The 18,278-nt window shown below is 37.5% G+C and carries 23 protein-coding genes; 1 reads left to right on the plus strand and 22 read right to left on the minus strand.

Translation table 11 applies throughout. From position 1 onward, the window contains the following. Positions 1 to 26 precede the first annotated feature (26 nt). The 22 genes from PZ898_RS05965 to tpx form a co-directional block, all read right to left on the minus strand. Positions 27 to 560, minus strand: coding sequence for an alpha/beta hydrolase (locus PZ898_RS05965; protein ID WP_277695028.1), 534 nt, complete (start codon positions 558 to 560; stop codon positions 27 to 29). Positions 561 to 814: 254 nt separating this feature from the next. Further along, complete coding sequence (locus PZ898_RS05970) at positions 815 to 1,072, minus strand: hypothetical protein (protein WP_062675259.1); 258 nt, start codon at positions 1,070 to 1,072, stop codon at positions 815 to 817. 92 nt (positions 1,073 to 1,164) lie between these two features. Next, entirely contained in the window at positions 1,165 to 1,497 is a 333-nt protein-coding gene (locus tag PZ898_RS05975) for a hypothetical protein (protein WP_047433535.1), read from the minus strand. Positions 1,498 to 1,508: 11 nt separating this feature from the next. After that, positions 1,509 to 2,087, minus strand: coding sequence for a sigma-70 family RNA polymerase sigma factor (locus tag PZ898_RS05980; RefSeq protein WP_034697053.1), 579 nt, complete (start codon positions 2,085 to 2,087; stop codon positions 1,509 to 1,511). 404 nt (positions 2,088 to 2,491) lie between these two features. Further along, positions 2,492 to 4,495, minus strand: a complete 2,004-nt coding sequence (locus PZ898_RS05985; protein WP_277695029.1) for a S9 family peptidase — start codon at positions 4,493 to 4,495, stop codon at positions 2,492 to 2,494. Positions 4,496 to 4,667: 172 nt separating this feature from the next. Further along, positions 4,668 to 5,126 (minus strand): hypothetical protein, encoded by a 459-nt coding sequence (locus PZ898_RS05990; protein ID WP_062675260.1) that lies wholly within the window; start codon positions 5,124 to 5,126, stop codon positions 4,668 to 4,670. Between the two features lie 94 nt (positions 5,127 to 5,220). Continuing rightward, positions 5,221 to 5,679 carry an SRPBCC domain-containing protein gene (locus PZ898_RS05995; RefSeq protein WP_062675261.1) on the minus strand — a complete coding sequence of 153 codons (459 nt, stop codon included), beginning with the start codon at positions 5,677 to 5,679 and terminating at the stop codon, positions 5,221 to 5,223. Positions 5,680 to 5,766: 87 nt separating this feature from the next. Then, complete coding sequence (locus PZ898_RS06000; protein WP_062675262.1) at positions 5,767 to 6,195, minus strand: hypothetical protein; 429 nt, start codon at positions 6,193 to 6,195, stop codon at positions 5,767 to 5,769. A 113-nt stretch (positions 6,196 to 6,308) separates the two neighbouring features. Then, a complete protein-coding gene (locus tag PZ898_RS06005; protein WP_277695030.1) occupies positions 6,309 to 7,142 on the minus strand; it encodes an SDR family oxidoreductase in 834 nt (277 codons plus the stop codon). Between the two features lie 47 nt (positions 7,143 to 7,189). Then, complete coding sequence (locus PZ898_RS06010) at positions 7,190 to 8,056, minus strand: VOC family protein (protein WP_120231584.1); 867 nt, start codon at positions 8,054 to 8,056, stop codon at positions 7,190 to 7,192. Positions 8,057 to 8,189: 133 nt separating this feature from the next. Further along, entirely contained in the window at positions 8,190 to 8,429 is a 240-nt protein-coding gene (locus PZ898_RS06015) for a hypothetical protein (protein WP_228432187.1), read from the minus strand. A gap of 36 nt (positions 8,430 to 8,465) precedes the next feature. Further along, the gene (locus PZ898_RS06020) at positions 8,466 to 8,879 is read right to left on the minus strand and encodes an SRPBCC family protein (protein ID WP_062675265.1); all 414 of its coding nucleotides are present in this window, start codon (positions 8,877 to 8,879) and stop codon (positions 8,466 to 8,468) included. A gap of 79 nt (positions 8,880 to 8,958) precedes the next feature. Beyond that, positions 8,959 to 9,390 (minus strand): VOC family protein, encoded by a 432-nt coding sequence (locus tag PZ898_RS06025; protein WP_277695031.1) that lies wholly within the window; start codon positions 9,388 to 9,390, stop codon positions 8,959 to 8,961. Between the two features lie 90 nt (positions 9,391 to 9,480). Beyond that, entirely contained in the window at positions 9,481 to 10,257 is a 777-nt protein-coding gene (locus PZ898_RS06030; protein WP_277695032.1) for an alpha/beta hydrolase, read from the minus strand. Positions 10,258 to 10,259: 2 nt separating this feature from the next. Next, positions 10,260 to 10,784 (minus strand): DinB family protein, encoded by a 525-nt coding sequence (locus PZ898_RS06035; protein WP_216444382.1) that lies wholly within the window; start codon positions 10,782 to 10,784, stop codon positions 10,260 to 10,262. Positions 10,785 to 10,985: 201 nt separating this feature from the next. Beyond that, positions 10,986 to 11,447 (minus strand): hypothetical protein, encoded by a 462-nt coding sequence (locus PZ898_RS06040; protein ID WP_277695033.1) that lies wholly within the window; start codon positions 11,445 to 11,447, stop codon positions 10,986 to 10,988. Positions 11,448 to 11,472: 25 nt separating this feature from the next. Next, positions 11,473 to 11,883 (minus strand): VOC family protein, encoded by a 411-nt coding sequence (locus PZ898_RS06045; RefSeq protein ID WP_227942550.1) that lies wholly within the window; start codon positions 11,881 to 11,883, stop codon positions 11,473 to 11,475. A gap of 97 nt (positions 11,884 to 11,980) precedes the next feature. Continuing rightward, positions 11,981 to 12,388 carry a VOC family protein gene (locus tag PZ898_RS06050; protein WP_120231590.1) on the minus strand — a complete coding sequence of 136 codons (408 nt, stop codon included), beginning with the start codon at positions 12,386 to 12,388 and terminating at the stop codon, positions 11,981 to 11,983. Between the two features lie 77 nt (positions 12,389 to 12,465). Beyond that, on the minus strand, positions 12,466 to 13,056 hold the full coding sequence (locus tag PZ898_RS06055; protein WP_079242156.1) for a Crp/Fnr family transcriptional regulator: 591 nt from the start codon (positions 13,054 to 13,056) through the stop codon (positions 12,466 to 12,468). Positions 13,057 to 13,328: 272 nt separating this feature from the next. Beyond that, positions 13,329 to 14,540, minus strand: coding sequence for a DUF763 domain-containing protein (locus PZ898_RS06060; RefSeq protein WP_277695034.1), 1,212 nt, complete (start codon positions 14,538 to 14,540; stop codon positions 13,329 to 13,331). Between the two features lie 105 nt (positions 14,541 to 14,645). After that, positions 14,646 to 14,993: a VOC family protein gene (locus PZ898_RS06065; RefSeq protein ID WP_277695035.1), complete on the minus strand. Its 348-nt coding sequence runs from the start codon at positions 14,991 to 14,993 to the stop codon at positions 14,646 to 14,648. Between the two features lie 70 nt (positions 14,994 to 15,063). Next, positions 15,064 to 15,564, minus strand: a complete 501-nt coding sequence (gene tpx / locus PZ898_RS06070) for a thiol peroxidase (protein ID WP_062675275.1) — start codon at positions 15,562 to 15,564, stop codon at positions 15,064 to 15,066. 360 nt (positions 15,565 to 15,924) lie between these two features. On the opposite strand from tpx, the gene PZ898_RS06075 reads away from it, so the two are divergent. After that, positions 15,925 to 18,144 (plus strand): NADP-dependent isocitrate dehydrogenase, encoded by a 2,220-nt coding sequence (locus PZ898_RS06075; RefSeq protein WP_062675276.1) that lies wholly within the window; start codon positions 15,925 to 15,927, stop codon positions 18,142 to 18,144. The last annotated feature ends 134 nt before the right edge of the window (positions 18,145 to 18,278 follow it).

Consider the following 18,278-nt stretch of genomic DNA (forward strand, 5'->3'; position numbering starts at 1 on the left):
ACTGAACGGTAATAGACCGACCGTAATTACTTACGGGAAATCCAATCCTTAGTGGGAGCAATCCACTCATTGAGTGCTTTGAAAAGAAAGCCATGATTCAATCCCGTATTAAGCTCTATTTCTTTAAAATCTTTTAGGTGGGATCTGACGAACCGCTGTTCATACGACATCGGCACATGTCCGTCATCTGATTTCTCCGTAATGGAAAGAATCCTTCCATACAATCTGAAATTTTTATCTTTTTCCAGAGAATCATCTTTGAAACTAGCTCCGATAAATACAAATTTCAATTGTGGATTCTTTTCGTAATAAGAGACATATTGTGCAATATATCCTCCCTGTGAAGTTCCCACAATGGTAATCCTTCCGGCAGGAATTCCCTTTTTTATCAGGCTGTCAATCTGCTTTTTTACTTTTTCAGCATACGCTGACGGATCTGTGTTCGCTTTTCTTTTCTCAGAAATGAGAATCGTATTTTTATCCTTTAGCTTATTGAGTATTGTCTCATATTCTGCAACACCATATTTCGGATGTTTTTCCTCAAAAGAATGATCTTCCAAAAATTTATTATGTAAAAAGAAAATATATTGTTTTTGTTGTGACTTTTGACCAAACAATATGATCGAAAAAAATGAAAGTATGACAATAAAAACATTTGTAAACCTCATCATAACCGGAAATAGCTTTTAATTAGAAAGAAACAAATATAGTGTTAAAAAGCCTTTACCGGGACTATTTTATATAAAAATTCCGGCTCGGGAAGCTTCGCTTCCCGAGCCGGAATGTAACAATTTCAATTTAGTTTTTACTTTTCTTATGCTTCACACATATTATCCTTTTTGCAGCATCTTGAATGAAATTCTTTTTTGAATTTCCCTTTCAGTTCCTGATAGTCTTCATCACTCATTTCCCTGATCTTATCTGCCAGTCCGAAAGGTGACTTTTCTTTGATTCCGTACTCATCAAAAATACCTTTGATAAATCTTTTTCTTTGTATTGCTTTTTTAGCGATTAAGGCTACACCTGCAACGGCTAATGCCCCAAGAGCCCCTTTTAATGCTGAATTTTTCATTTTTTCAAAATTTTAAATTTTACTACTTCTTGTTTTTTATAGAGACGAATGAATGCTGATTTTTACTTTACTACTTCTTTAAAAATTTCAGATTATTCGTTATTTCTGTTGAAGAATCCACCGGAGCATTTATTTCTCCAGACTTCTTTAAATTTCTCTCTTTCCTCAGGAGATAAACCTGCCATTTTTTCTCTCATCTTTCTTTCCTTGAAATCTCTCACCCCTTTACCAAAGTGGAAACCTCCGAAAAGAATTTTGCTTAAGATCAGTATTCCCATGGCCTGCCAGAAAGTAATTGTTTTTGCTCCTAAAATCTCCGGAAGAAGGCAGTTCCAAAGCATCATGACAATCCATGTAACGGCAGCTAAAATTAATGGCGGGCACAGCAATAAAAAGATCCAACCCTTTTTGTGTTTATGATTCATAATTTCTTTTTCTAACTTTTTAAATCTTCGTATAATTTTCTCAATCTGTTTCTTAAATGCTTCACAGCATAGTTTTTTCTACTGATGATGGTTTTGATGTTTTCTCCCTGTTCATCGGCGATCTCCTGGAGGGTTTTGTCGTTCAGTTCATTTTCTACGTAGACCAGCCTTTGTTTTTCGGGAAGTTCATCAAGCGCTTCAAACAGTTTTTTCCAGATCTCATCCTGAAACATCTTCACTTCAGGACCGGCACTTTCATCCATCAAAAGGATATCCTTGATAGAAAAACTGCCGTCTTCATCTTCATATACGAAATCTTCAAGATTTTCTGTTTTCTTTTTCCGGTAACGGTCTGTGATCTTATTCGCCGTCACCCTGTACAGCCAGCCCCCAACGTTTACGATCTCAGAAAGATTCGTAAGGCTACTGAACTGATACCACACTTCCTGCAGAATATCTTCCGCATCCTCCGTGTTTTTCACTTTCGGACGAATATAAGACATCAGCTTCCCTCCGTAGTTGGAAACGGTCTGTGAGATGATGCTTTCTTTCTCCTTCTGTGGCATTGTTATTTTTTCGACAACCTCCATACTGATATGACGGTTAGCCTTTTAGTTTTACTTTAATAAATTTAAAATATTTTTCTTACAATTCAATTTTTCTTTTATTCATCGTGTTTTTATTTCATAATTTTTTTCAACAACCTAGGCATAATTTATTTTTCAGAAGCTTTTTCCCGCTATCCGCTCATACTCCTCACGCTAAACAACCCCACCCTCTTACCCTCCGACTCTCCCACTCGTGTTCCGAGGTAACCGCTGCTATCGGGGCTAAGGTGATGAGTGATAATTGATAATTGACGAATGATAAAGACCTTTTATCCATTCTCAATTTCTAACTTCATTTGTCATTAGAATCTAAACACTCACCTAGTCATAATAACAAAAAAACGGAAGACCTAAGTCCTCCGTTCAAATGCTATTTAATTAATAGTTTACTTATTAAAATTTTCAGCAAAGAATCCCAACATTGATTTGTAGAGTTCAATTCTGTTCGGCTCTTTTCCAAATCCGTGTCCTTCATCGTATTTTACAAGATAAGGAACTTCAAATCCTTTGGCACGCATCGCTTTTACAATCTGATCAGATTCATTGATGTTTACCCTTGGGTCATTAGCTCCCTGTACTACGAATAAAGGTTTCTTAATCTTATCAATCTGAAACACAGGAGATACCTCTTTAGCAATTTTAGCTTCTTCAGGGTTATCAAGATCATACCAGATCTGTTTTACCATTTCTTTGTAGGGTTTCCAGTATTCCGGGAAAGAATCAAAGAAAGTAAAGATATTGGATACACCTACATAATCCACTCCACAAGCATATAAATCCGGCGTTTTGATCAATCCCATCAATGTTGCATATCCACCGTGGCTTCCTCCGTAAATGGCCACTTTATCTTTATCTACCCATCCCTGTTCAATGGCGTATTTTACTCCGTCTTCCACATCATCCATTGCTTTTCTTCCAATTTGCTTGTAACCCGCTTTCTGGAATGATTTTCCATATCCGCCGGAGATTCTGAAGTTAACCTGAAGCGTAGCATATCCACGGCTTGCAAACAACTGTGTTTCCGGATTGAATCCCCAGCTGTCTCTGATTCCCTGAGGACCGCCGTGAGGATTTACGATCAAAGGAACTTTTTTACCTTCCAATGCCGCTTTAGGTAGGGTAATATACCCATGGATTGTCAATCCGTCTCTGCTTTTAAATTCGATAGGTCTCATTTCAGCCATGTCTTCTTCCTTCAGCTGCGGCATCAGATTATACAGAAGTTTGGTCTGCTTGGTTTTGGTATCGTATTCATAATAAGTTCCATACAGCTTGTCACTTCCTACAACAACCAAAAGTTTATCATTATTATCATCAGAAGAAACAATTCCAAATTCCTTGTCTCCAAACTGAGATTTTAATTTGTCATGTATTTCTTTATAAAATTTACTTACCGGAACCGTTTCTCCTTTGGTTCCTTCATAGCTGATATAGTCAAGTTCATAGTTTCTGTTTTTACCCGCCGTGCTTATTGAGCTTACATCATAGACAGGATTGGAATAAACCTCTTTAATCACTGTATTCTTCTTCAGATCATACAGTACAATTCTCGCTTTATCGCTATCCAGATTGGTTACTACATACGCTTCATCTTTATTTTTAGAATTTTCATTAAACTCTATAATACTGAAGGTATCAGACCAGTCTGCAGATTTGATCAGATTGAATTTTCCGGTCTGCAGATCTTTATAATAGGTTTTTGTGGTTAATCCGTTTTCAAGGACGCTATAACCTCTCAGATTTCCGTCTTTATCAAAAAGATAATCGTCGATAGGGCTGTTGACGTCTTTATTTTCATATAGCTGGGTCATTTCCCCGGTGACGAAATTGATTTTAAAAGGCTCAAAGATCTGCTTGTTGTTTTTATTCATGGTAACCACAACAAAATCAGTATCTTTTATAGGAATAATGGCCTGCACTTTTACTCCGTCAAATGGTGTTAAATCCTTTTGATTTCCTCCGTCTGTATCGGTAGCATACAGGTGGATATTTTCATTTCCACCTCTATCTTGTGTATAGAAAAGGCGTTTTTTGTTCAGCCAGCCATAGTTTCTTATCAGATCATCTTTTTCTACAATAGCTTTGGTAATTTTTCCTGTACTCAGGTCCTTTACATAGACATGATTTTTTTTCTCCTGATCTTTTTCTTTATAGGAAAGATATTTCCCGTCAGGAGAGATTTTAAATGCTGAAGCTTTAGGTCTTGCAAAATAGTCTTCGACTTTGTATTTAAAGTTTCCTTTGTCGTAAGAAATCAGTTTCTCAAGATTAGCCTTGGAAGATGGCAAAGTAGGATCTCCAGGCAGTTTGGCAGTAGAACTCTGTGCGTTGGTCATAATGGTGGATAGTACAATAAGGGCTGTACCGAAAATGTTGTGATTTAGGTTCATAACTTCTGTTTTAAAGGTTAAAGTTATAGAAAGCACTCATTTTTAAAACAATAGAAAACAAATGCATTTTATATAATAAGACACATTCAGGTTACAAAATGTTACAATTTTATATCATTTAATTAAAAAAATCTCAATTATATAAAAAAGACAGTCTGTAAAGGCTGTCTTTTTAGTGTAGATAAATTCCGAAATACCAGGTCCAGACGATCAGAATAATCTGCATGGGAATCCTTTGCGTGTAAAGGTATTTCATTCCCGGACCGGTGTAATCGGCTTTAAAAATATTAATCTTATTCCTGGAAGAATTGATATTGGCTATAAAAACCAGTATATAAAAAATGATCAGTAAAATTGCTGTCATCTCACGAATTGACAGGATCATCAATCCAATTCCTGCTGCAATTTCCAGAACTCCCGTAAAATATACCCAAAACATTCGGGCAGGAATAAAATCAGGAATCATCATCGCCATTCCCTTTTGAAATTTAAAATGAGAGAAACCTGTAAATATGATAAAAACAGCCATTCCCAGGTTTCCTGAAAATATAAAATCCGGCTTCCCCTGAAACAAAAAAGTCCCCAGCAAAGCCAGAATAAAAGTTGCGAAAAGTATTACGAGTAATTTCATTTATAGGTGGTAGATATTAGGTGGCAGGTAGCAGATATTAGTATTCAGGGTAAGAAACCAACTCTAAACCTTAAACATTAAACATTGAATTTCATCAAACTGAACCAAGGCTCACTCCTTCCGCAAGACTTTTCACAACCATTAATCCTTTTGTAAAGCCTGTATTCATATGATCCTGCCATTGTTTTTCTACCTGAACTTCGGCATGAAGTTTTGTTTTTCCTCCAAAGTCTATCAAAAAGTATTTCTCAAAACTTCCGTTCCATTCCATGACTTCTTTACTCTGGGTGTCTTCATTTCCCTCTTTATCCACCATTCCCAGATGTTTGAATACAATTTGGTTAGGTTCATCCATGCTGTCTATGGTTGAAACCATTCCTTCTCCCTGTGCATTCAGGAAATAAGTTTTCCCACCTACCTTCCAGTCTGATTTCATAACAGATCCTGCACCGAAATACTTAGTCCATTCACTATATGTTTCAGGACTCCAGAGGATGTCCCAGACTTTCTGAAGGGGAGCATCAATTACTGTTTCGTATGATAAGGTTTCCATTTGTTTCATTTTTTTTAATTGGTCACTACGAGCAAAGTGAAGCAATCTCAAAGCTCACAGATTTTTCTTTAATTCTAACTCAATTATTTACAGCTGATTTTCTGAAAGATGTTTAACCAGTGACATCGCTTTTGGAAACTTCTCTTCAAAAAATTCTTTAAATTCTGCCGGTGTCTGAATTTCTGTTTTCAGTAAAGTTCCTTCTTCATTTTCTTCAAGAAAGTAAGCTTCTGTAGCCTCTCCCCAATCCTGAGGGACTTCGATGCCTTCATAAATTTCTCCAAGGTGCAAAAATTTTATTTCCTCGTTGGGGATCATTTTTTCCACTCTGCTGTACATTCCGTTGTTTTTCGGATCAAGAAACTTGACAATATTATTTTCTTCAAGTGTTCCTTCATAAAAAGAACCTTCTGTAAATGCTGTTGTCCATTGTCTGTAGGTAATATCACCCCAAAGGACACTCCATACTTTTTCAGGTTCAGCATTGATCTCTATTTCGTATGATAATTTTTCCATATATTTTTTAAGGGATTAGGTGATGGATAATAGGTTGCAGGTGACTGCGTTGGTGGGTGAGTTTGATAGTCAGAGAGTAAGAGTGTTATTGTAACCACTTCTAGCTTCTCATTCTATCCTCCGACAAAATCACCTCCATTGATATGAATAATTTCTCCTGTAATATAACTTGCATCCTTTGAGGCAAGAAAAACATAAGCTGGTGCTACTTCAGAAGGTTGTCCCGCACGTTTCAGCGGAGTGTCTTTTCCAAAGGAGGAAAGGTCATCAAAAGCTTCTTTCACCAATGGAGTCCATATAGGTCCTGGTGCAATTCCGTTTACGAGAATTTCCTTTTCGGCAAGATTATCGGCAAGAGACCGGATAAAGGACAAAACAGCACCTTTTGTTGCCGCATAATCTATTAAGTGATCACTTCCGCGGTACGCTGTAACAGAGGTTGTACAAATGATCCGTCCTCCTTTTGGTATCATAGGAAGAAAATTTCTGGTGAATGAAATCATGGAAATGATATTGGTATCAAACGTTTCCTGAATCTGTTCATCAGAGATTTTTTCCAGACTGCTTTTTGAGGTATGAATTCCTGCATTATTAACAAGAATATCAATATTCTTCCACTCTGTTTTAATCTTGTCTGCGCATTTGGTTCTGAATGCTTTCCGGGTAAGATCTCCTTTGATCGGAAGACACTTCTGCCCTTCTTTTTCCACCAGTCTTTTGGTTTCGTTAGCATCATCGTCACTTTCTTTATAGATAATGGCGACATCTGCTCCTTCCCTGGCAAAATGAACGGCCACCGCCTGTCCTATGCCGCTGTCTCCTCCGGAAATAACCGCTTTTTTACCATGCAGCTTCCGGCTTCCCTGATAATCGTTCCGGATAATTTCCGGAAACACCCCTTCTTTAGGGACTTTTGACTTAGAGTCTGATTTGTTCTGTGTTTTCATATGCAAATCTTTTTCCTAAATCACATCAAACAATACGCCGAAAATATTTAAGAATTATAAGCATCTTCCAGATCCTGAATAATAATTTTCTGCATTTTCATCATCGCCTGAACAACTTTATAGGCTTTTTCCTGGTTAGAATCATTCATCAGCTGGATGAGTCTCTTAGGAACAATCTGCCAGCTTAATCCGTATTTATCTTTCAGCCAGCCGCACATACTTTCTCTGCCGCCATCGGCTGTAAAGGCATTCCAATATCTGTCGGTTTGCTCCTGATCATCAGTCATTACTACTAAAGATATTCCTTCATTGAAGTCAAATGGGTGATCATAGGAATTATCCATACAGAATACGCTGTAATTATCGATTGTAAAATGAGCATGCTGAACATTTTCTGCCGGTTCCGGAATGTTATGTCCTTCGCTCCCTGCTCCGTAGGTCAATATATTTCCGATGCTTGAATTGGGAAAAGTTTTCGTGTAAAGTTCCATTGCTTCTTTGGCTTTTCCGTTATTCTGATGGATAAACATCAAAGTCGGAATTATTTTCTGATCGCTTGCTTTTTCTCCCAGAAACAACTGCCATGTTACGCCATATTTATCCTGAACCCATCCGTATTTCGGGCTCCATGAGTAAGACCCCAGTTCCATCAAAGCTATTCCGCCATCCAGTAACTGATCCCAGTATTTTTGAACTTCGTCTTCTGTTTCACAGATTACCATAAAAGAGATAGAAGCATTTTTTTTGAATTGCGGGCCTCCATTCAGAAGCATAATTCTCTGTCCAAACAAATCAATATTCATGACAACAGGAGTATCTGCAGTGATTTCGCCTCCGAAAACCTTACAATAAAATTCGGCTGACTGCTTGGCGTCTCCATCATACCAGAGACATGGGAAAATATCGTTATTCATAATTTTAATTTTTAAAAGGGTGATGTATTTTTAACTTTCTATACAGCAAAAACAGATCTTATGCCTTTGCTTTTAAACGATACCAATCCGTTTTACTGCAATGACACTGCAAAATTTTTCAGTTGTATATATATTATGCTTCTTTAAAGCAGACCTGATTTTCTTTCATGTAATTCTTCAGTTTCATCATCGCATTTTTACCGAAACCATGCAGCTGCATGATTTCTTTTTCGGAATAATCTGAAAGTTTTTCCAAAGAATTTATTTTTTCTTTTTCTAAGGCTTTTCTAGCAGGTATTGCAATAACTCCGTGAAGGAATTGCTCTGCAGAGTCATAATTAAAAGCATACATAGAGTTTAAACTCTTTGACATGATAACTAGATTGATCATGGCTACAAAAAAATATTGTTAATGATTCTCAACATATTTGTGGAAGTTGTTGAGAATAGCATACCAGCCATCCCGCTGCATTTCCACAGAATTTTGTTTTTCCGGATCGAAAATTTCAATCACTTTCGTTGTATTCTCATCTATCTTATCAAATACAACTTCCACTTTTCGTCCGTCTTCAAGGTGATACCTAATGATCTCATGAGGAATAATCTCATCATATACGCCTTCAAAATCGAATCCGAAGCTTTTGTCTTTTGCTTCCATTCTGTTTTTGAATTTGCCTCCTACTACAAGGTTATTTTCAGAACTAGGACAGTGCCAGGTTTCATGGGCGAAATTCCATTTCGTAATGTGCTTGGGTTCATTGAAATAATTCCAAACCTTCTCCACCGGTGCTAAAATTGTGATGTCTATTTTAATTGGATCCATAGTTCTATATTTTTAAAAGTTTAAATAAAGAGCTGCCCAAAAATGAGCATCTCTTTATTATCATTAGTTAAATATAAGATTATTTTGCAGATTCTTCATTATAGTTCACCATCCAATGAACACCATACTTATCCTGAAAACATCCGAAGTAGTCTCCCCAGAACTGATCTTCAATAGGCATTTCCACGTTTCCGCCATCAGAAAGTTCTTTAAAAATCCTGTCTGCTTCGCTTTTTGAATCAGGGAAAATAGACACATAATTATTATTTCCTACGGTAAGAGTCTGCCCGAATGCCGGTACAATATCGGATGCCATTAACAGGTCTCCACCTACAGGCAAAGCGATGTGCATTACCCTGTTTTTTTCTTCTTCTGACAGGTTTTCGGTACCGGGAGCATTGCCCATTTTATGAATTCCACCAATGAATTCACCACCGAAAACACTTTTGTAAAAATTGAACGCTTCTTCAGCTGTTCCATCAAAATTCAGATACGGATTTAATTTAGCCATGATTTTTAATTTTAAAGTTATTATTATAAAATATTGTTTCTACTGTTGATCCATTAAGGATTAATTAATTTACTATGAATAAAAAAACGCTTAATGGTTTAAAAATTTTTCTACTTCCCTGACGGTAAAGTCTATTAAGTTGGCATCAATACTTCCATCAAAATCCGGCATCATATAAGTACCATGAGTTGCGGGAAGTATCAGTAACCGGGAGCCTTTCACCAACCGCCACATTTCGGCAGTATGTTCCGGCTTCATCACATCCTGATCGCCGCTGATAAATAATGCAGGTGATTTGATCGACCTCAGCACTTCATCATTCCAGTCCTGAAAACTCTGCATCCTTCTACAATCTTTCTCAAAAAGGTTTTCAAGCTTTGAGAAATCAGGATTGAGGCTTAAGAAATTAATTTTAAAAGGTTCCGGCATTGATTCAAAAGTTGCTTCCTGCATTCCTTCAAAAAAGCCGTCTATCATTCCGCTTCTTTTATAAAAAGCAGAGGCAACCACTAATTTCTCAACAATTCCGGGATGACGATGCCCAATCTGCATTACGGTACTTCCTCCATTACTGAATCCCCAGAATGAAGCTTTTTCAATGTTAAGTTCTGCCAAAAGTCCTGCAACATCGTCTGCATCCTGTTCAAATGTTTCCGGAATATCGCGGTGCTCACTTCTGCCATGATTTTGTAAATCGATTCCTATGAGCTGGAATTTATCTTCAAGCCTTGCGATGACTTCTTTAAAATCATAAAGCATTGAAGAGCCACCGCCATGGATTAAAACCACAGGTTTTCCTGATCCGTAGATCTCGTAATATAGTTGGATCCCGTTGACTTTTTTATAGCCTTTTTCTACTGGATTCATTATTAATATTTAAGATTTTCGTCCACATCATATTTCATTCCCGGATAATCCAAAATTCTGCGCATGAGACCTATCTGCCCGCAGAGGTAGTCTTCACGGCCGATGCACATTCCGACAAAATTGAGTTTTGTTTCTTTAATGAAAGGGATGTTCATTCCTATTTCAAATATTTCATCCAGCTCTTCATCGGTTACTTCATGAAGTTTTTGAAAGACTTTAGCTGAAATTGAATGAAAGTTTTCTTTCAGTTCAGCCAGGGTTGGATATTTTAAACTTTCATTCAATGCTTTTCCCTGGAAAAACAAATCATTGTAAGGGTCTTCTCCCTGAAGCCCAAGTACTGAACCTAATCCATAGCGCATGTTGACAAAGTTTCCTGCCATCCATACGATATGATTGGTTTTATTTTCAATTCTTTTCAAGGCGTCTTCTTCCGAAATGCCGTCCAAAACATTCATAAAGCTTTGGGAATGCATTCTGTAAGCCGGAATAACGAGCTCCATTTTTTTTGATTTTGGTGTGTTCATTTTTAATCAGAGATTAGAAGTTAGAAATTAGAGGTTAGTAGGTTGGAGAAACGCAAAGGCGCTAAGAGTTTTATAAACTATGCGTTTTTAAGTCGCAAGGATTTTATCTGCGATAAAATTGTACCTTCTGAAAAGGTAATACTCATATTTCAGCGATGCACCTGTCATTCCGAGCGAAGTAAGGAGTCTAAAAATAGCATGCTATTTTATAGCACCCGGTTTTCCTAAAATTCTGCGGAGATAACCCAGCTGCCCACTGTGATAGATTTCATGAAGGCTTAAGGTTGATATATCTTTAACCATTTCAGGTTTAAAACTCTTAAGTGTGTTGAGCTTTGCTTCCAGTTTATCCTGGGATTGCTTAAGATAGGATTTTAAATCTTCGAAACTAATCAATTTATCTTGATGATCTAAAGCAATTTCACCCCTGTTATAGAAAGAAAATCTTTCACTATCCCAGACAGAATCTTCTCCTAAAATATTCAGTAATGGATTTCTGATGTAAATTAAATGTCCAAGGATCCAGTTCATACAATTGGCTTCACCATTGGGAAAAATCATAGATTCTTCATGGGTAATACCATCGATATTCATCGTAATCACAAAATAGTTACTGGTTACCTGATTTTTTATGATTTCTATATCGTTTGATTGTGTTTCCATATGATATATTTTGTGGTGTTATGGATTATTCTGCAGGGATCTGAGAGACATCACCATGCACTACTTCCCACTGATGGCCGTTGATATCAGCAAAACTGCTTTGATACATCCATCCGTAATCTACAGGCTCACTGTATTTTGACCCTCCATTTTCGATCGCTGTTTTTACCATACCGTCTACTTCTTCCCGGCTGTTGACTCCGATGGCCAGAAGTACCTGTGTTGTATCTCCTTTAGCAAAAGGTCTGTTGGTAAAGGTTTGGAAAAACTCTTCTTTAAGAAACATGGTGTAGATATGATTTTCTTTCATGACTACGCATATTGCTTTCTCATCTGAAAACTGTTCATTGATAGAAAAGCCAAGCTTCGTCCAGAATTCTCTGGTTTTTTGAACGTCTTTTACAGGTAAATTGACGTAAATATCTGTAATATTCATTTTGTAAATTTTAGTGGTGATTGTTATCCAAAATTACCGGGATTCGGTAAGAATGTGCTTGCCATAGGGCAAGATTTATTTTTTTATTTGGATTAATTTATTCAGCAGGCATTTGAGACATATCTGCAAAAGTAATATTCCAGCCATGCCCATCCGGATCCCAGAAGGAGTTCTGATACATCCATCCGTAATCCTGGGGTTCTTCGTGCTGTCGTGCTCCGTTATCTACAGCAGTGTTTACTATTTTATCTACTTCTTCACGGCTGTTCAAACCTACCGCTACAAGAACCTGACTGGTATTTTCTTTGGCAACCGGTTTATTGGTGAAGGTCATAAAATAATCTTCCTGCAGAAACATCACATAGATGGTATCATTCAAAACAACGCAGGTTGCTTTATCATCAGAGAATTGTTCATTGATAGAAAAACCTACCTTAGTCCAGAATTCTTTGGTTTTCTGTACATCTTTTACCGGAAGGTTGACATAAATTTGGTTGACTTTCATTTTTCGTAATTTTAGTGTTAATCTGTAATCCAAAATTACCGAGGTGCAATGAAAATCTACTTGCCATAGGGCAAGATTTAAATTTTCTTAGGATGAGAGACGATTTCCTTACGGATACGGCTCAGAGAAGTATCTGTAACTCCCAGATAGGACGCTATTTGTTTCAAGGGGGCAAATTGTATGACTTTAGATTTTTGCTCCAGCAGATTAAGGTATCTTCTGGTGGCAGAAAGGGTAAACATTTCTACAGATCTTTGTTTGTAGGCAAAAAGCTCCTGAGACATCCACGATCTTCCCCATTCCCTGAGGTTGGGGATTTTATGGAACAACTCCTGGAAGGTATCATAATCCAGCCTCCAGCACTCGCAGTCTGTAATACAAACGATATTCTCCTGAGACGGAACCCGCTGAAACATTGACAAAACCTCAATAATGACTTCATTTTCTACAAAAAAGTGGGTTGTTACTTCATTTCCGTTGAAATCATTCACATAGGAACGCGCCAATCCGCTTTCAAGAATATAATATTCATTGGCTGTTTTTCCTTCCTCAAGAATGAAATCACCTTTCTGGAAAGATGTTTTTTCATGAGCCTGGAATATTTCAGCAAGCTCTTCAGGGAAAAAAAAGGGGAAATCATAGCAGGTTTCTAAAGCTTTATTGGTCATTTGGTGTCAATTTTTTAAGTCTTTAAAAGTAAAATTTTTAATTGAATTCAGAGCAAAAAACATTAAACAAAGCATTGAATATTTTTATCAAAAGGACATACTCTATTGAAATTAAATACATTTCAAAGCTTTTTGTTTTTAAACAGTTATTTGAAACATACTATCTCTGACCACCCCGTCAAAAATTCTTTGAATTTTCGCCACCCCTCCGGAGGATGGGAATGACTATCTCCCGATACAGTCATTGTAAGCTTTTTACAGGAAATATTTTTTCAAAACAGGGAAAGCTGTATTGATTTTGGAGCAGTGGGTTTCTGGGCATCGCCGAATACCGTTTTCCCACCAAAACGCCAGGAATTCTGCCTTTCTTCTTCAATCACCTGCTGAATATCAAAATCCGGAGTGAAATCTTTTTCTGCTTTTGCTATGATCTGATGAAGTTTATTTAAAGAATTCAGCTTATCAGAATTTCCAAGTTTGGATTTTTCAATCCCTTTTCTCAGAATGCTGATACTTTCGTCATACGTATTGATCGGAACAGGGAAAGGATGTCCGTCTTTACCACCATGAGCAAAGGAAAACCTTGCCGGATCTGCAAATCTTGACGGTGCTCCGTGAATCACTTCACTTACCAAAGCCAAAGACTGCATGGTTCTTGGACCTACTCCTTCCAGCATCAGCAGGTCTTCAAAATTCTGTGGCTGCTGTTCTCTGGTAACATACAGAAGGGCTCCGAGACGTTTCAGATCAACATCAGAAGCCCGAACATCATGATGAGCAGGTAGAATCAATCTGGCAAAATCTTTCATCACCTCAGCCGAATCGGTATGGGAAATATTCAGAATTCCTTTTCTGTTATCCGAGGCTTCGGTATCCGTAAGGTTAAGAATTCTCCCTCTTGAAATCCCATTAATTCCTGTGTGGGGCTGTTCTACAAAAGAGGTAATGTTTTCCGAGTGCCAGTGGTAACGTCTTGCTGTTCCGTCAGATTCATGCATCCCCTGCTGAATGACGCTCCAGTTTCCGTTGTCTGAAAGAATGAAATTGTGTAAATACAGCTGGTAACCATCCTGGATGGCCGTATTATCTACTTTTGCAGAAAGCTTGCTGGCTCTTACCAGTTCTGTTCCGTTCAGTCCGGTTTTATCTGCAATTTTAATAAGCTCTGATGGAGTTTCGCGGGAAAACTTCCCTTTTCCGCCACAGATATAAAGCCCCAGCGACTGAGAATTTGGGTTAACAGAACGTTTTAAAGCTCCCATTACGGAAGTGGTAATCCCTGAAGAATGCCAGTCCATTCCCATCACGGCTCCAAAACTCTGAAACCAGAATGGATCTGCCAACCGGCGTAGAACCTCATCTTTACCATAATCCATGAGAATGACTTCAATAATGGAAAGCCCAAGAACAGACATACGCTCATACAGCCATGGCGGTACTTTGCCATAGTGAAGGGGTAAATCTGCAGTTCCTGAACGTTTCATTCCGTTTTTAAAATGTAAAGGTAAGTTTTATTCCTCTACTATTTAATGATCCGGATCATTAATAATGCCCCATTATGGTAAAACATGTGGCCCTGGGAAACTGTTTTATTGGTGAGACAGTATATTGATCAGCTTTTCAAATGGATCTCTGACAAAAAACCTGCGAACTCCCCAGTCCTCATTAGTAAGTTCGTAAGTGACTTCAAAACCGGCCTTTTTCATCTTTTCATACACTTCATCCACATTATCCACTTCAATGGAAAGATCAGGAACTTCCGTATCGTTTCCACCCTGTTCAGCAAAGCTGATCTGAGCTTTGGCTTCTTCCTCATTACCCAATGTTTTAATCCAGCCATGATCCATCAAAACCTCCAGTCCCAGAATATCCTGATAAAACCGGCTGGCTTTGGAAATAGTATTCGTTTTAATATTGACTACGATTCTTTTTACCATGTTCAAATTTTTTAATTAAAAAAGCCTTGCAAAATCATATTCACAAGGCTTTTCTACAAAAATTATTTTATTATTTCAATGCTGCAAGAGCGGCATCGTAATTAGGTTCATTAGCAATTTCCGGAACCTGCTCTGTATAAACTACTTTATTGTTTTCGTCAGTAACGATTACGGCACGGCTCAGTAATCCTTTCATAGGAGAATCTGCGATGGTCACTTCATAATCGTCTCCGAAGCTGCTTCTGAAGTCTGAAAGTGTTTCTACATTATTCAATCCTTCTGCCGCGCAGAATCTTCCTAATGCAAATGGAAGGTCTTTAGAAACATTGATGATCACCGTATTATCAAGTTTTGAAGCTTCCTCATTGAATTTTCTGGAAGAAGCGGCACAGGTAGGGGTATCAATGCTTGGGAAAATATTGAATACTTTTTTCTTTCCGTCAAAATTTTGAAGTGTTTTTACATTTAATCCTGAATCTACCAATGCAAAGTCTTTTACAGTGGTTCCTACTGATGGTAATGCTCCTATTGTGTGTACTTCGTTTCCTTTTAAAGTGATTGTCGTTGACATAATATTTATTTTTTTATTTTTTCAAATGTAATCAAAAAAGAAAGTTTTTCCGGTTTTATTATGGTTAAATTAATCTTAAAGTGAAAATAAAAAACATCTTATTGATAATCAGTTTTATCAGACATAATTACTATATAACTACAGCCTCAAAAAAGCCTGATTTTAAGGACAAAAAGTTCAGCCTCTGAACATTATAAAATTATTTCTAAAATAAATATAACCGGAAGGTGAACATAAATTAAGCAGATATCAATATAAAGAGTCAAAAGCCTCTTTTTTTTTATGGAAATATCTTAAATAAAACAATGATATTTACTAAATTTGTGGGACTTAAAATTTCAAATAAAAAATAACAGTATAATGTCAGAAAAATCAAAAATCTATTACACACTTACTGATGAAGCTCCAATGCTGGCTACTCACTCGTTTTTACCTATCGTAAAAGCTTTTACAAAATCAGCAGATATCGAAATCGCAGTACCGGACATTTCTTTGGCAGGAAGAATTTTAGCCAACTTCCCTGAGTTTTTAAAAGACGACCAAAAGATCGGTGATGCTTTGGCAGAACTTGGAGAATTGGCAACAAAACCTGAAGCCAACATCATTAAGTTACCGAACATTTCTGCTTCTGTACCTCAATTGGATGCAGCGATTGCTGAATTACAAGGTAAAGGTTTCGCAGTTCCAAACTATCCTGCAGAGCCTAAAAATGACGAAGAAAAAGCAATCAAAGCTAAATATGCCAAAGTATTAGGAAGTGCTGTAAACCCAGTATTAAGAGAAGGAAACTCTGACAGACGTGCTCCAAAAGCTGTTAAAAACTATGCAAAAGCAAACCCTCACAGAATGGGTAACTGGGCATCTGACAGCAAAACTGACGTAGCTCACATGAACAATGGTGATTTCTACGGTACAGAAACTTCTACAACGTTAGAAAATGCCACCAAATACAGAATCGTATTCAAAGGAAACGACGGTTCTGAATCTGTATTAAAAGACTTCGCAGGTCTTCAGGCTGGTGAAGTAATTGACTCTTCTGTAATGAACCTTAATGCATTAAGAGCGTTCGTTCAGGAAGCTATCGAGGAAGCTAAGAAAAGAAATGTACTTCTTTCTGCTCACCTTAAAGCAACAATGATGAAAATCTCTGACCCAATCATTTTCGGGGCTATCGTTGAAACTTTCTTCAAAGAAGTATTTACAAAATATGCTGAGACTTTCAAGTCGTTAGATATCAATCCAAATAATGGTCTTGCGGATCTTTTTGAAAAAATCAAAGGAAATGCTCAGGAAGCTGACATTAAAGCTGATATTGAAAAAGCTCTTGCTGAAGGACCTAGAGTGGCAATGGTAAATTCTGACAAAGGAATTACCAACTTCCACGTACCTTCTGACATCATCGTCGATGCCTCTATGGCTGCCCTTGTAAGAGGAGGAGGTAAAATGTGGAACAAAGACGGAAATGAGGAAGATACCGTTTGTATCATTCCAGACCGTTCTTATGCTGGTTTCTATCAATCTGTGATTGATGATATGAAAGCGCACGGAAAATTAGACCCTACCACTATGGGATCTGTTCCAAACGTAGGTTTAATGGCTCAGAAAGCTGAAGAATATGGTTCTCACGATAAAACTTTCCAAGTAGCTGCTGACGGAACTGTAGAAGTTCAGGACGAAGCTGGAAACATTCTTCTTTCTCAGAAGGTAGAAAAAGATGATATCTTCAGAATGTGTCAGACTAAAGATGCTCCTATCCAGGACTGGGTAAAATTAGCTGTAAACAGATCAAGATTATCTGATACTCCTGCTATCTTCTGGTTAGACAAAGGAAGAGCTCACGACCGAGAAATCATCAAAAAAGTAGAGAAATATCTTGCTGATCATGATACAACAGGTCTTGACATCAGAATCCTTGATGTAAAAGATGCTATGACTGAAACGTTGAAAAGAGCAAGAGAAGGTAAAGATACAATCTCAGTTTCCGGAAACGTATTGAGAGATTATTTAACAGACCTTTTCCCAATTCTTGAGCTTGGTACTTCTGCAAAAATGCTTTCTATTGTACCATTGATGAACGGTGGTGGTTTATTTGAAACTGGTGCCGGAGGTTCTGCTCCAAAACACGTTGAGCAGTTCTTAGAAGAAGGATACTTAAGATGGGATTCTCTAGGTGAGTTCTTAGCGCTTCAGGCTTCTTTAGAGCACCTGGCACAAACTCAGGGAAATACGAAATCTCAGGTTCTGGCTGATGCATTGGATGAAGCTAACGCCAAATTCTTAGCGACAGATAAATCTCCTGCAAGAAAAGTAGGTCAGATCGATAACAGAGGTTCTCACTTCTATTTAGCAATGTACTGGGCTGAAGCACTAGCTAACCAGACTGCAGATGCTGAACTGGCAGCTCAGTTTGCTCCGGTTGCTCAGGCAATGCAGGAAAACGAAGAAGTAATCAATGCTGAATTAATTGGTGCTCAGGGTAAACCTCAGAACATTGAAGGATACTACAAAACTGACACATATAAAACGTATGCAGCAATGAGACCTAGTACGGTTTTAAATGAAATCATTGACGGAATTTAATTGTTCGTTTTGATATAAATGAAAGCTCCTTTTTAAGGAGCTTTTTTTTGTAACCACTCCGGAATTTAAAAACTGAACTATTTAAAAACCACCCCGTCAAAAATTCTTTGAATTTTTGACACCCCTCCAGAGGA

Origin of the sequence: Chryseobacterium sp. WX (genome assembly GCF_029542485.1) — a bacterium.
GTDB lineage: Bacteria > Bacteroidota > Bacteroidia > Flavobacteriales > Weeksellaceae > Chryseobacterium > Chryseobacterium cucumeris.